This is a genomic window from Streptomyces sp. HSS9-12 (genome assembly GCF_054963655.1).
Map to the genome: position 1 here is coordinate 1 of NZ_JBUEGC010000085.1, position 14018 is coordinate 14018.

The 14018-nt window shown below is 69.1% G+C and carries 12 protein-coding genes; 4 read left to right on the forward strand and 8 right to left on the reverse strand.

Features of this window, described 5'->3' with window-relative positions:
- Positions 1-216: 216 nt before the first annotated feature.
- The 3 genes from ACY34J_RS28030 to ACY34J_RS28040 are packed head-to-tail and all read right to left on the reverse strand — an operon-like array spanning position 217 to position 2621.
- Positions 217-981 (reverse strand): amino acid ABC transporter ATP-binding protein, encoded by a 765-nt coding sequence (locus ACY34J_RS28030; RefSeq protein ID WP_462729439.1) that lies wholly within the window; start codon positions 979-981, stop codon positions 217-219.
- A gap of 9 nt (positions 982-990) precedes the next feature.
- A complete protein-coding gene (locus ACY34J_RS28035; RefSeq protein ID WP_462729440.1) occupies positions 991-1788 on the reverse strand; it encodes an amino acid ABC transporter permease in 798 nt (265 codons plus the stop codon).
- A complete protein-coding gene (locus ACY34J_RS28040) occupies positions 1785-2621 on the reverse strand; it encodes an ABC transporter substrate-binding protein (protein WP_462729441.1) in 837 nt (278 codons plus the stop codon). The genes ACY34J_RS28035 and ACY34J_RS28040 overlap by 4 nt, the downstream gene beginning before the upstream one ends.
- A 25-nt stretch (positions 2622-2646) precedes the next feature.
- Here ACY34J_RS28040 and ACY34J_RS28045 point away from each other — a divergent pair, with 25 nt between their 5' ends.
- Genes ACY34J_RS28045 through ACY34J_RS28055 form a run of 3 tightly spaced genes read left to right on the forward strand, consistent with a single transcriptional unit; the run spans position 2647 to position 5674 of the window.
- Positions 2647-3114: a hypothetical protein gene (locus tag ACY34J_RS28045; RefSeq protein ID WP_462729442.1), complete on the forward strand. Its 468-nt coding sequence runs from the start codon at positions 2647-2649 to the stop codon at positions 3112-3114.
- Positions 3111-4241 (forward strand): WXG100 family type VII secretion target, encoded by a 1131-nt coding sequence (locus tag ACY34J_RS28050; protein WP_462729443.1) that lies wholly within the window; start codon positions 3111-3113, stop codon positions 4239-4241. The genes ACY34J_RS28045 and ACY34J_RS28050 overlap by 4 nt, the downstream gene beginning before the upstream one ends.
- Positions 4238-5674 carry a hypothetical protein gene (locus tag ACY34J_RS28055; protein WP_462729444.1) on the forward strand — a complete coding sequence of 479 codons (1437 nt, stop codon included), beginning with the start codon at positions 4238-4240 and terminating at the stop codon, positions 5672-5674. Before ACY34J_RS28050 ends, ACY34J_RS28055 begins: the two co-directional genes overlap by 4 nt.
- A 259-nt stretch (positions 5675-5933) precedes the next feature.
- Here the strand turns inward: ACY34J_RS28055 and pgl are convergent, their stop codons facing one another.
- The 5 genes from pgl to tkt are packed head-to-tail and all read right to left on the reverse strand — an operon-like array spanning position 5934 to position 12585.
- A complete protein-coding gene (pgl, locus tag ACY34J_RS28060) occupies positions 5934-6740 on the reverse strand; it encodes a 6-phosphogluconolactonase (protein WP_462729445.1) in 807 nt (268 codons plus the stop codon).
- Positions 6737-7792, reverse strand: coding sequence for a glucose-6-phosphate dehydrogenase assembly protein OpcA (gene opcA / locus ACY34J_RS28065; protein WP_462729446.1), 1056 nt, complete (start codon positions 7790-7792; stop codon positions 6737-6739). The genes pgl and opcA overlap by 4 nt, the downstream gene beginning before the upstream one ends.
- Complete coding sequence (gene zwf, locus ACY34J_RS28070) at positions 7789-9312, reverse strand: glucose-6-phosphate dehydrogenase (RefSeq protein ID WP_462729447.1); 1524 nt, start codon at positions 9310-9312, stop codon at positions 7789-7791. Before zwf ends, opcA begins: the two co-directional genes overlap by 4 nt.
- A 1-nt stretch (position 9313) precedes the next feature.
- Positions 9314-10456 (reverse strand): transaldolase, encoded by a 1143-nt coding sequence (gene tal, locus ACY34J_RS28075; protein ID WP_462729448.1) that lies wholly within the window; start codon positions 10454-10456, stop codon positions 9314-9316.
- 35 nt (positions 10457-10491) lie between these two features.
- Positions 10492-12585 (reverse strand): transketolase, encoded by a 2094-nt coding sequence (gene tkt, locus ACY34J_RS28080; RefSeq protein ID WP_462729449.1) that lies wholly within the window; start codon positions 12583-12585, stop codon positions 10492-10494.
- A 352-nt stretch (positions 12586-12937) separates the two neighbouring features.
- On the opposite strand from tkt, the gene ACY34J_RS28085 reads away from it, so the two are divergent.
- Positions 12938-13912, forward strand: coding sequence for a heme o synthase (locus ACY34J_RS28085; RefSeq protein ID WP_462729450.1), 975 nt, complete (start codon positions 12938-12940; stop codon positions 13910-13912).
- The last annotated feature ends 106 nt before the right edge of the window (positions 13913-14018 follow it).

Consider the following 14018-nt stretch of genomic DNA (forward strand, 5'->3'; position numbering starts at 1 on the left):
CCGTCTCCGACGGCCGCGGCGTCGGGGGGCATGTGCCCCCGGGGCCGCTGGCCCTGCGCTGCGCGCCGGGTTATCTCCCGCCTGCCCGCCCCAAAACTGGGGCGGGCAGGGCGCTGCGCGGGGATGGCCGAGCCGACGGTAGCTGGGGTATGGGTTCAACGGCCGCCGGCGTGCGGCTATCCGGGGCGCGAAGAGGAGGGCGCCGGCGGCGCGGGATTACGCGTCCGGGGTCGCCGCGAGGCCGCCGGGGTGGATGACCCGGGACAGAAAAGACTGCGTCCGTGCGTGGGACGGACGGACCAGCACATCCTCCGGGCTGCCCTCCTCCACCACGCTCCCGCCGTCCATGAACACCACCCGGTCCGCGACCTCCCGCGCGAACGCCATCTCGTGCGTCACGACCAGCATCGTCATGCCCTCGTCGGCCAGTGTGCGCATCACGCCCAGCACCTCGCCGACCAGCTCGGGGTCCAGCGCGCTCGTCGGCTCGTCGAACAGCATCAGCTCCGGCCCCATCGACAGCGCCCGGGCGATCGCCACCCGCTGCTGCTGCCCGCCGGACAGAGCGGCGGGATAGCTGCGCTCCTTGTCCGTCAGGCCGACCTTCGCGAGGTTCTCGCGCGCCGTCCGCTCGGCCTCCTCCGTGCCGCGCCGCAGCACCCGCCGCTGCGCGATCGTCAGATTCTCCAGCACGCTCAGATGCGGAAAGAGGTTGAAGGACTGGAAGACCATGCCGATCCGGCGGCGCACCCGGTCGATGTCGACATCGGGGTCCGTGATGTCGATCCCGCCCACCAGCACCCGCCCCGCCGTCGGCTGCTCCAGCAGGTTGACGCAGCGCAGCAGCGTCGACTTCCCCGACCCCGACGGCCCGATGACGCACACCACTTCACCGTGCGCGACCTGGAAGTCGATCCCGCGCAGAACCTCCAGCTGCCCGAAGGACTTGTGCAGCCCGTGAATGTCGATGGCAGACGTCATACGGCATCCTCACCGCGCCTTGGCGTGCCGGGCCTCGAGCCGCCTCACCAGCAGCCCGAGCGGGATCGTGACCAGCAGATAGCACAGCCCGGCCACGAAGATGGGGGTGGTGTTGGCGGTCTGGCTCGCCAGGTCCTTCCCGAACTTGGTCAGTTCGCGCTGTTCCAGGGTCACCCCGAGGAACAGCACCAGCGAGGAGTCCTTGAAGAGCAGCACCAGCTCGTTGGTCAGTGGCGGCACGATGATCCGGAAGGCCTGCGGGATGACGATCGACCGCATCGCCGTCGCGTACGACATACCCAGCGTGCGCGCCGCCTCCATCTGACCGCGCGGTACGGCCTGGATGCCGGCCCGGATGGTCTCCGCCATATAGGCCGCCGACACCAGCCCCAGCGCGCACGCCACTTGCCCGTACGTCCCACCCGGGAAGGTCAGCCCCGGGAACGCCAGCGGTACCCCCACCCCGACGAAGATGAAGATCAGCAGGGCGGGGAGCCCGCGGAAGAACTCGATGTACGCCATCGCCAGCCAGCGGTACGGCCCGACTGACGACAGCCGCATCAGCGCCACGACCAGGCCGAGCACCAGCCCGACCGCGAACCCGGAGAGGGTGTAGATGACCGTGTTGAGCAGCGCGACCGTGAGCAGGTCGGGAAACAGCTGCCGGGCCACGGACGGGTCGAGGAACTGCGCCTGGAGCTGCCGCCAGTCGGCGAGCATGGCGACCAGCACCACCGCCACTCCGAGCACGGCGTACTGCACACCGCGCGCCAGCCGCTGCCGGCGCCGCGGCGACAGCTCGCTCACTGTGCCCCGTCGCTCATGGGCATGGGCCCGATCCACTGCTCGTACAGCTTCTTGTACGTGCCGTCCTGCCGGGCCTTCTCTATCGCCGCGTCGATCTTCTTCAGCAGTTGGGGGTTGCCGCCCTTCTTCACCGCGAAACCGTACTGCTCTCCGGTGTGAAGGTTGCCCGCGAGCTGGAACTTGGCGGCGTTGGCGGAGTCCTTGAGCCAGCTCTGCACCACGGGGAAGTCCTGGATGATGACATCCACCTGCCCGGTGCGCAGCCCGTTCAGCTCCGCGTCGGAGGACTCGTACGATTTCGCGTCCACGCCCGCCTTGTGCGCGAAGTCCTCCCCGGTCGTCGCGGACTGCGAACCGAGCTTCAGCTTCTGCGCCTTGACATCGTCCAGGGAGCCCACCTTGAGGCTCTTGCGGGCCAACAACGCCTGGGTGGCGTCGAAGTACGGCACAGAGAAGTCGAGGTTCTGCTTCCGCTCGTCGGTGATCGTCATGCCCGCGGCGGCCACATCGCAGGTGCCCGCGTTGAGATCCGCGCCGGTCTTGATGGTTTCAAAGGACTTGTCGACGATGACCTGCTTGACGCCGAGGTCCTTGGCGACCAGATCGATCATCGCCACATCGAAGCCGACGACCTTGCCGCCCTTCTCGAACTGGAAGGGCGGGTAAGGGAGATGGGTGCAGGTGGTCAGCTGCCCGGCCTTGACCAGCTTGATGCCCTTGACCGTGGTCCCAGCTTCGCTCGAACCGCAGCCCGATGCGAGGAGGGCCGCGGATGCGGTGAGAGCCAGGAGGGCGGTTCTATGGTGGGTTCTGCGGTGGCGCGGCAACGTCATCAACCCCCAGGGGCGCTGGCTGAATGTGATCGTCCGTCTGATCAACAAAGCCTGGCGTACGCACCGGACAAGTGTCCAGAGTGCAGGTGTGGTTGGCGGTAGTTTGTTGACGGCAGAGCGCATGTCTGCGTTTCAGGAGACCTGGATTGAAGGGCGTACAGGGTGGCACATGTCCGATGACTTCTTCATAGACCCACAGGAACTGACAAAGCTGGCGAATGCCTTTGATACGAGGGCATACGACCTGTCCAGTGCGGTCAAGAGCTTTCAGGGTAAGACGGGAGCGGAGCAGATCCACGATGGCTTCGGATTCCTGACGGAAGCCGAAGAGGTTACGTCAGCCTATGTTGAACTCGCCTCGGAAATGGCTGGCTCACTGGAGAAACTGGCTTGTCACTTCGATGAGGTGAGTCAAGCTCTCAAAGATAACTCGAAGAATTCGGAAGCGTCGGATGACGCTCTCGCCGACACGTTCAAGGGTGGGAAGAATTGAGCGAGGAGAGCGTCGCGGAACAAATCTATGAAGCCGGTATCGAGGTGGTGAATCCGGGCGGCCGCCCGGATGTACTGCGCGCGGCGGCCAAGGGCTGGCGCACCATGGGCGGGGAACTCGAGGAGGCGTATACCGCGCTCGACAGGAAGGTGCGGGCGACCCTCGGCGAGCACTGGCGCGGCGACTCCGCTGACGCCTTCCGCGAGCACTGGAAGAAGATCGGCGAGGCGGTCGACGAGACGGTGCCCCTCTTCGAACAGGCGGCCAAGGGCCTCGACGAGGCAGCTGACAACATCGAGGAGATCAACGATGAGATCCACAAGATCTACATCGAGATCGGTGTTTCGATCGGCGCGTCCGTCGCGCTCTCCTTCGTCACACTCGGCTTCTCGGCGGCGGCCGGAGCCGCCAATGCCGTACGGCTGGGCGCGCAGGCCGTCAACGCTGCCTCGAAGCTGGGCCGGCTGCTCAGCCTTGCTGCCCGGGCGTTCCGGAGTATCCGCACGTTCGCGCAGGCGGGCAAGTGGCAGCGCCTGACCGTCGAGCTGGGTGTGCAGTGGGCCGCTGGGACGGGCACCGGAGTCGCGACGAGCCTGGCCACCGGCAAGGGCGCCGAGCTCGGCAACAACATCATCAACGGTGCCGCGGGCGCCCTTGGCGGGAAGTACGTGGCGGGTCCACTGGCCCAGAAGCTTGGCGGGGGCGTGGCCGCGAACGCCGTGGGCGGAACGACGGCGGGCGCCGCCTCCTCGGTTGTCGGTGACACCGTCAACAACCTACGCAGGCGGGAAAAGTTCGATGCCTCGCAGATGGCGCTCGGGGCCCTGGCCGGAGGGCTCACCGGCGGTTCCGGGAGCGCGGCCGTCCACCGGGCCACGGATGGGCGGGCATTCTCCGGGGCGCACGAGCTCGCGGGTGATGTGGCCACCAACACACCTATCAGCTTCGGACTTGGCGTGGGTGGCAACATCTCCAAGGACATCGATGCGGCAGTCAACGGCGATCCCAATGCGGAGAAGGCAGAGGACAGGCCCGGCTCGGCCGCTGACGCACGGAAGGATGCGAGTGAGGATGCCAAGGCCCTGCGGGAACGGCCCGACGCACAGCGGTATGGAGCGTTCGGGTGAGCAGTGAGTGGACCGTGGACAAGGACAGGAACGACACCGGCGACGTGACCGGTGTCCGTACCCTCCCGCGCTGGGGCGGATTCATCGCCGTGGCCGCGCCGCTCGCCCTCGTGGCGCTGACCGCCGCCTGGCTCTTCCTGGGGGCCACGCCGGTGCGCGTCGCCGTCCTGTGGTGCTCTGTGGGAGTGCTCGCCGTATGCGTGCTGATCTTGGGTGTTGCGGTGGTACGCGGGGCCGGTCGGTCCCGCCGCGAGACCTACCCGCGGGCCGTGCGGGCCGCTTCGGTGACCCCGGGCCGTGGCGAGGGCACGGTGCCGTTGCGGCTGGGCGGCTCGCGCGGGCCGTCGGCCCGCGCCGCGGGCGTGCTGGTCGCCGTTCCGACGCTGTTGGCCCTCTGGGCGTCGCTGGCCGCCGCCGATGCGCGGGGTTCCGGCACGAGTGCCGCACTGGCCGAGGCGGGTGCGGTGATCGTGGAGCGCCCGATCGTGAAGATCGAGAACGAGGTGGCGGAGGGCAGCCACCGCAATGCCGATGCCACGGCCGACTTCACCGTCTTGCTTCCCTTGTCAACCGGGGGGGACGGTGTGCCGGCGACATTCGAGGCGACTACCAATCGGCGTCAGGCTATCGGCAGCGAGCTGTACGTGGCGTATGTCCCGGAGCGGCCCGAGTTGGGTGCCATCGGCGACGACCGGCGCGCGGAGGTGGAGCGCCAACTCGCCGGGCGGGCCGTGGAAGTCGGCACCGCGTGGGTGATCGGGGGATTTTGGACCCTGGTGACCCTCGCCCTGCTCGTCGGCTGGTGGACGAGCGACAGCATGCGGCGTCCTGCGCGTACCGTCGGCACCGACTGGGAGGCGCTGCGGGTCACTGTCACCGGGGCCGGGAAGCACACCGATGCGCCGCCGCCCGGCAGCAAGGCGGCGGCTGACGAGCGCAAGCGCCGGGAGAACACCAGGAGGCTGAAGTGCCTTGTGCTGGACGGCCGCGGCCGGGAGATTCCCTTCCACGCTCAGATGGCCAGTGAAGCCGCCGGGGACGCGTTGTCCGGTGCGCAGGGCTGGCTGCTGTGGTGTCCGCGTCAGCGCCGGGGACGGGATTTCCTCGCCGAACTGGTGGGTGACGACGGCTGGCAGCTGCCCGGCGCGGTCCCGGTCCAGGTGGCTGAGCGGGTTGCAGAGGCGGGGCTCACCGTCCCCGCCCGTCCGGACCCGCAGCGGCGGGTCCGGACGCTGGACCTCGGGGCGGGCTGGCTCGCGACGGCATCCGCGCCGCTGCTCGCGGGGTGCGTGGTGGCGCTCGGCTGCCTGGCCGCCCTGCTGTTCGTTCCGGATAGCGGTGCTTGGCGGCTGTGGACGGCCGGGGCCGGTCTGCTGGCCCCCGTCCTCGCCCTCATCATGCGGCTGGCGAGCGACGGCGATCAGGCGGGTTGAGACCGCCTGTGAGTGGGCCTCTCACCGGAGCGGGCCGGACCGGTCAGGGGCCCGCTCGCTCCTTCCCGTAACAGGCAGTCAGTGCCTCAGGGCTTGATGGACCTTCACGGTTGAGTGCGACCAACCGCGGCGGCTTCTGGACGTTGTCGAGCTGCCCGACATCACGCTGCAGGTCATGTTTTTTCGGCTGCAATTTCTTCGGTAGTCGCGCGACGAGCCCACCCGCCCCGAAAGGGGACGGGTGGGCGGGAAAACAGGGTCAGGGCGAGGCCGGTGGGTACAGCTCGCGCGGCAGGCTCGCCGCGGCCGCCCGGTCCAGCAGCCACAGCGTCCGGCTGCGACCGTACGCCCCCGCCGCCGGCGCCTGAATCTCACCCGCACCCGACAGCGCGATCGCCACCGCCTTCGCCTTGTCCTCTCCCGCGGCGAGCAGCCATACCTCGCGGGCCGCCCGAATCGCGGGCAGGGTGAGCGAGATCCGGGTGGGCGGCGGCTTGGGCGCGCCATGTACCCCGACCACCGTGCGCTCGGTCTCCCGTACGGCCGGATGCTCCGGAAAGAGCGAGGCCACATGGGCATCCGGGCCGACGCCCAGCAGCAGTACGTCGAAGGTCGGCACCAGTCCGCCCTTGGCACCGGCGGGCGGGGATGCGATGTCCGGGCTCGCGGCGGCGGCGAGTTCGGTGGCGTACGCCTCCGCCGCCGCGTCCACATCCGAGCCGTACGGACCGTCCGAGGCGGCCATGGGATGCACCCGGGCCGGGTCGAGCGGCACGGCGTCCAGCAGCGCCGCCCGGGCCTGGGTGACATTGCGCTCCGGGTGCCCCTCGGGCAGGAAGCGCTCGTCGCCCCACCACACATCCAGCCGCGACCAGTCCACGGCGTCACGGGCCGGGGCCTCGGCGAGCGCGGCGAGCAGCGCGTTGCCATTGCGGCCACCCGTGAGCACCACCGATGCGGAGCCACGTGTGGCCTGCGCGTCCACGAGCCTGGTGATCAGCCGGGCCGCCGCGGCCCTCGCCATCAGCTCCTTGTCCCGGTGGACGACCACCTGCGGAGCGGTCACTCCGTGGCCGCCTTCTTCTTGGCCGCAGCTGTCTTATTCGCCGAGCCCGCGTCCGTATCGGCCTTCTCGGCCGTGGACGCGGGCCCCTGGGCCGAGGAGTCCGTCGCCGAGCCGGAGCCGGCGACGCCCTGACCCGCCGCGGTCAGACCGAACTTGACCGTGTCCTCGTATATCTCGTCCGGGTCGAGCCGCCGCAGCTCCTCGATCAGCAGATCCGAGGTGCCTCGCCGGGCCAGCGCCACATGCCGGTCCGGCTGGCCTGGCATGGCCAGCTCCGCCAGCGAGCCGTCCGCCCGGTCCAGGCAGATCTCGCCGTCGACCGTCACCAGCCGCACCGCCGTCAGGCCCGGCCCGTCCGAGACCGTGCGCTCGACAGGCACGCGCAGCCGGTGGCCGAGCCACAGCGCGAGCAGCTCGGCGCTGGGGTTGTACGCCTCGCCCTCGACAATCGCCGAGGTGATCTTCGAGTGCTTCTGGTCCAGGGCGGCCGCCAGCACACTGCGCCAGGGCGTGATCCGCGTCCACGCCAGGTCGGTGTCGCCCGGCGCGTACGTCCGGGCCCGCAGGTGGAGCGTCTCGACCGGGTCCTCGGTGGGCGCCGCGTCGGTGATCCGGCGCTGTCCGAGCTGACCGAGCATGTCCTGCTGCGGGTGCTCCGGCGCGTCCTCCGGCCACCACACCACCACCGGGGCGTCCGGCAGCAGCAGCGGCAGGACCACCGAGTAGGCGTGGTTGGCGAGTTCGCCGTGCAGCCGCAGCAGCACCGTCTCTCCGGGGCCCGTCTCACCGGCGACCCGTACCTCGGCGTCCAGCCGAGTGATCTTGCGGTCGCGGGGCGAGCGCCCGGGCCGCTTGATCACGACAAGGATGCGGGAGGGGTGCGGCTTGGATGCCTGGGCCGCGGCCTTGAGGGCGTCGTAGTGGTTGCCCTCGTCCGTGACGATGACGAGGGTGAGCACCATGCCGACGGCCGGGGTCGCGGTCGCCCGACGCGCCTTGATCAAAGCGGCGTTGATCTGACTGGACGTGGTGTCCGTGAGATCGATGTTCATGGCCGGCGCCAGCTCCGTCCGTCTCGTGCGAGCATCTCGTCCGCCGCCTTCGGCCCCCAGGTGCCCGCCGTGTACTGCTCGGGCCTGCCGTGGTTCTCCCAGTACTCCTCGACCGGATCGAGGATCCGCCAGGACTCCTCCACCTCCTGGTGGCGCGGGAAGAGGTTGGCCTCGCCCAGCAGCACGTCGAGGAGCAGCCGCTCGTACGCCTCCGGGCTGGACTCGGTGAACGACTCGCCGTACGCGAAGTCCATCGTCACATCCCGGATCTCCATCTGGGTGCCCGGCACCTTGGAGCCGAACCGCATGGTGACGCCCTCGTCCGGCTGCACTCGGATGACCAGGGCGTTCTGCCTCAGCTCCTCGGTGTCCGTGGCGTCGAAGGGGGAGTACGGCGCGCGCTGGAAGACCACCGCGATCTCCGTCACCCGCCGGCCGAGCCGCTTGCCGGTGCGCAGATAGAAGGGGACGCCCGCCCAGCGGCGGTTGTCTATCTCGAGCTTGATCGCGGCATAGGTATCGGTGCGCGAGTTCGGGTCGATGCCCTCCTCCTCGAGGTAGCCGAGCACCTCCTCGCCGCCCTGCCAGCCGTGCGCATACTGGGCGCGCACGGTGTGCTTGCCCAGGTCCTTGGGCAGCCTGACCGCCTTGAGCACCTTCAGCTTCTCGGTGACCAGCTCATTGGCCTCGAATGAGGTCGGCTCCTCCATGGTGGTGAGCGCCAGCAGCTGCAGCAGATGGTTCTGGATCACATCGCGGGCGGCGCCGATGCCGTCGTAGTAGCCGGCGCGGCCGCCGATGCCGATGTCCTCGGCCATCGTGATCTGGACGTGGTCGACGTACGACCGGTTCCACAGCGGCTCGAACATCGTGTTGGCGAAGCGCAGCGCCAGGATGTTCTGGACCGTCTCCTTGCCCAGGTAGTGGTCGATCCGGAAGACGTCGGACGGCCGGAAGACCTCGTGGACGAGCCGGTTCAGCTCCTCGGCGCTGGCCAGGTTGTGGCCGAAGGGCTTCTCGATGACCGTGCGCCGCCAGGAGTCACCCGGTGCTTCATTCAGCCCGTGCTTCTTGAGCTGCTGCACCACCGTGGGGAAGAACTTCGGCGGTACGGACAGGTAGAAGGCGAAGTTGCCGGCCGTGCCGCGCTCCTTGTCCAGCTCCTCGATCGTCGCCTTCAGCTTCTCGAACGCGTCGTCGTCGCAGAACTGGCCCGGCACAAAGCGGAAGCCCTCGGCGAGCTGCTGCCAGACGTCCTCGCGGAACGGGGTCCGCGCATGCTCCTTCACCGCGTCATGGACGACCTGGGCGAAGTCCTCGCGCGCCCAGTCGCGACGGGCGAAGCCGACGAGCGAGAAGCCCGGGGGCAGCAAACCGCGGTTGGCCAGGTCGTAGACCGCGGGCATCAGCTTCTTCCGTGACAAATCGCCCGTGACACCGAAGATGACCAGGCCGGACGGCCCCGCGATACGCGGGAGCCGCCGGTCCCTGGGGTCACGCAGCGGGTTCCCGCTGGTCACTTCACGCCTCCGGGGGAGCGAGTCGTCGCAGTTCCGCCTCGGTGGACTTCAGCAGGTCGTGCCAGGAGGACTCGAACTTGTCCACGCCCTCGTCCTCGAGGAGCTGGACCACCTCGTCGTAGCTGATGCCGATCGTGGCGAGCGCGTCGATGTCGGCCTGGGCCTGCTCGTATGTGCCATGGATGGTGTCGCCACGGATCTCGCCGTGGTCGGCCACGGCCTCGAGCGTGGCCTCCGGCATGGTGTTGACGGTGCCCGGCGCGACCAGCTCGGTCACGTACATAGTGTCCGGGTATGCCGGGTCCTTGACGCCGGTCGAGGCCCACAGCGGACGCTGCTTGTTGGCGCCGGCCTTCTCCAGCGCGGCCCAGCGTTCAGAGGGCGGTGTCGAACCGTCGAACGATCCGAACACTTCCTCGTACGCCTGGTAGGCGAGGCGGGCGTTGGCCACACCGGCCTTGCCGCGCAGCGCCTTGGCCTCCGAGGTGCCCAGGACGTCGATGCGCTTGTCGATCTCGGTGTCCACGCGGGACACGAAGAAGGACGCCACGGACTCGATCTTCGACAGGTCCAGGCCGGCCGCCTTGGCCTTCTCCAGACCGGCGAGGAAGGCGTCCATGACCGCGCGGTAGCGCTCGAGGGAGAAGATCAGCGTGACGTTGACGCTGATGCCGCGGCCGATCACCTCGGTGATGGCCGGAAGGCCGGCCTTGGTGGCCGGGATCTTGATGAAGGTGTTGGGCCGGTCGACGAGCCAGGCAAGCTGCTTGGCCTCGGCGATGGTGGCCCGGGTGTTGTGGGCCAGACGCGGGTCGACCTCAATGGAGACCCGGCCGTCCCGCCCACCGGTCGCGTCGAACACCGGGCGCAGCACATCGGCGGCGTCGCGGACGTCCGCCGTCGTCAGCATGCGCAGGGCTTCCTCGACGGTGACCTCACGGGCGGCCAGGTCGGCAAGCTGCTGCTCGTAACCGTCACCGCCGGAGATCGCCTTCTGGAAGATCGACGGGTTGGTGGTGACGCCCACCACGTGCTGCTGGTCGATCAGCTCGGCGAGATTGCCGGACGTGATCCGCTGACGCGACAGGTCGTCGAGCCAGATGGCCACGCCCTCGTCGGAGAGGCGCTTGAGTGCGTCCGTCATGAGTGGTGCATCTCCTATGTGGTCGTCTATGGGCGTCAGCGTCCGGCGGCGGCGAGAGATTCCCGCGCCGCGGCCGTAACGGCATCGACGGTGATGCCGAACTCACGGAAGAGGACCTTGTAGTCGGCGGAGGCACCGAAGTGCTCGAGGCTGACGATGCGTCCGCTCTCGCCGACGAACCGGTGCCAGGTCAGACCGATGCCCGCCTCGACCGCGACCCGGGCCTTGACGCCCGCTGGCAGCACGCCGTCGCGGTACCCCTGGTCCTGCTCCTCGAACCACTCGACGGACGGCATCGACACCACGCGGGTCGGGATGCCATCGGCCTGGAGCCGCTCGCGGGCCTCGACGGCCAGCTGCACCTCGGAGCCGGTGGCGATGAGGATGACCTGGGGCGCGGTGCTCTGCCCTTCAGACCCTTCGGCCTCGAACATGACGTAGCCGCCCTTGGCCGCGTCCGCGTTGGCCTCGTAAGTCGGCACGTTCTGCCGGGTCAGGGCCAGGCCGTGCGGGGCCGGCTTCGCGCTGTGCCGGCGCATGATCTCGCCCCAGGCGATCGAGGTCTCGTTCGCGTCGGCCGGGCGGACCATGTTCAGTCCCGGGATGGCGCGCAGGGCAGCCATGTGCTCCACCGGCTGGTGGGTGGGGCCGTCCTCGCCCAGGCCGATGGAGTCGTGTGTCCACACGTACGTCACCGGCAGCTGCATGAGCGCGGCCAGGCGCACGGCCGGGCGCATGTAGTCGGAGAAGACCAGGAAGGTGCCGCCGTAGATCCGGGTGTTGCCGTGCAGCGCGATGCCGTTCATGGCCGAACCCATGGCGTGTTCGCGGATGCCGAAGTGCACGGTACGGCCGTACGGGCTCGCCTCCGGCAGCGGGTTGTCCGCCGGGAGGAAGGACGACGACGGGTCGATCGTGGTGTTGTTGGAGCCTGCGAGGTCGGCGGAGCCGCCCCACAGCTCGGGGATCACGCCGCCCAGCTCCTTGAGGACCGCACCGGAGGCCTTGCGGGTGGCGACGTCCTTGCCCGGCTCGAAGACGGGCAGCTTCTGCTCCCAGCCGGTGGGCAGCTCGCCGGCGGTGATCCGGTCGAACTCCGCGGCGCGCTGCGGGTTGGCGGCGCGCCACTCCTGGAACTGCTTGTCCCAGGCGGCGTGGACCTCGCGGCCGCGCTGCACGGCCTGGCGGACGTGGGCGAGGACCTCGTCCTCGACCTGGAAGTGCTTCTCGGGGTCGAAGCCCAGCACCGCCTTGGTGGCGGCGACCTCGGCCTCGCCGAGCGCCGAACCGTGGGCGGCCTCGGTGTTCTGGGCGTTGGGGGCCGGCCAGGCGATGATCGTGCGGGCGGCGATGATCGAGGGGCGCTCGGTCTCGGCCTGCGCCGCCTTCAGCGCCGCGTACAGGGCGTGGACGTCCAGGTCGCCGTTCGCGGCCTGCTCGACGCGCTGCACATGCCAGCCGTAGGCCTCGTAGCGCCCCAGCACGTCCTCGGAGAAGGCGGTCTCGGTGTCGCCCTCGATGGAGATGTGGTTGTCGTCGTACAGGGCGACGAGGTTGCCCAGCTTCTGGTGGCCGGCCAGCGAGGAGGCCTCGGCGGAGACGCCCTCCTCCAGGTCGCCGTCGGAGACGATCGTCCAGATGGTGTGGTCGAACGGGGAGGCCTCGGGGGCTGCGTCAGGATCGAAAAGCCCGCGCTCGTAGCGGGCGGCCATCGCCATGCCCACGGCGTTGGCGATGCCCTGCCCCAGCGGACCGGTGGTGGTCTCGACGCCGATGGTGTGCCCGTACTCCGGGTGGCCCGGGGTCTTGCTGCCCCAGGTCCTGAAGGCCTTGAGGTCATCGAGCTCCAGGCCGTAACCGGCCATGAAGAGCTGAATGTACAGCGTCAGGCTCGTGTGGCCGGGGGACAGCACGAACCGGTCGCGGCCAACCCACTTCGGGTCCGACGGGTCGTGCCGCATCAGCTTCTGGAAGAGCAGGTACGCGGCGGGCGCGAGACTCATGGCCGTGCCCGGGTGGCCGTTACCGACCTTCTGCACGGAATCCATGGCCAGGACGCGGGCGGTGTCCACAGCCCGCTGGTCCAGTTCGGTCCACTCGAGGTCTGTGGTGGTCGGCTTGGTGCTCACCCTGAGTCAGGGCTCCTCTCCACATGTCGAATGCCGGCGCCTTGTGCACGCCGGGCGGAGCCGAGCCTACCGTCGTGGGAATGCGCATTCTTTCGTCTGTCCGAAGCTCGGACGAGACGTCGCCCAGGTGGAACCGGATGAGCGGACAGGCCGCCGGATGAGCGACGGGATCAGCGTGTCAACGTGCGATGAACGCGCGGGGGACAACACGGCCCACCCCCCGCGACGGGCGGCGTATCCGCTACGTCTAAAGTGGCGTGGTACGCGCAAGTCATTACCGGGTCCTCAGACCGGTGCTTGCTGGTCAAGTCCCCGCGGCGCCAGCCGCTGAGGTCGCTATACAGGGGTGTGCGTGACGGCCGTCGATTCCCGTCCTGCGGGTGGGGGAACCCCCCATTCCCAAAGGGCTATGGGGGAGCTCGCGAAGAGTCCCGGTCATCGGCCGTTCGGGGCCCGTGTCAAGGGTTTCGTGGCGCTGACCAAGCCGCGGATCATCGAACTGCTGCTGATCACCACCGTACCGGTGATGTTCCTCGCCGAGCAGGGTGTACCCGACGTGTGGCTGGTGCTGGCCACGTGCGTGGGCGGATACCTCTCCGCGGGCGGCGCGAACGCGCTGAACATGTACCTCGACCGGGACATCGACGCGCTGATGGACCGTACGTCGCAGCGGCCCCTGGTCACCGGGATCGTCACGCCGCGCGAGGGCCTGGTCTTCGGCATCACGCTCGCCGTGGTCTCCACCCTGTGGTTCGGCCTCCTCGTCAACTGGCTGTCCGCTGCCCTGTCGCTCGGTGCGCTGCTGTTCTACGTCGTGATCTACACCATGATCCTCAAGCGGCGCACCGCGCAGAACATCGTGTGGGGCGGCATCGCCGGCTGCATGCCGGTGTTCATCGGCTGGTCGGCCGTGACCAACTCCGTCTCCTGGGCAGCCCTTGTCCTCTTCCTCGTCATCTTCTTCTGGACGCCGCCGCACTACTGGCCGCTGTCGATGAAGGTGAGGGAGGACTACGCGCGCGTGGGCGTGCCCATGCTCCCCGTCATCGCCACCAACACGGTCGTCGCCCGGCAGATCGTGCTCTACAGCTGGGTGATGGTCGGAGTCTCGCTGCTCCTGTGGCCGCTGGGGTACGTGGGCTGGTTCTACCCCCTGGTCGCCGTTCTGGCGGGCGCGTGGTGGCTCAGGGAGGCGCACGCCCTGCAGGCGCGCGCCCGGGCCGGGATCATGGGCGCGAAGCTCAAGGAGATGCGGCTGTTCCACTGGTCCATCACCTATGTCTCGCTGCTGTTCGTGGCGGTCGCGGTCGATCCGTTCCTGCGCTAGTGCCAAGGCCGTGAAGTTTGCGGCTGGGGCGCGTTGTCAAGGGTCTGCGGGCGCGAGGATTTCGATGCTGGTGGTGGCTTTGTAGCTGGTGCGGTCGATGCGGGGG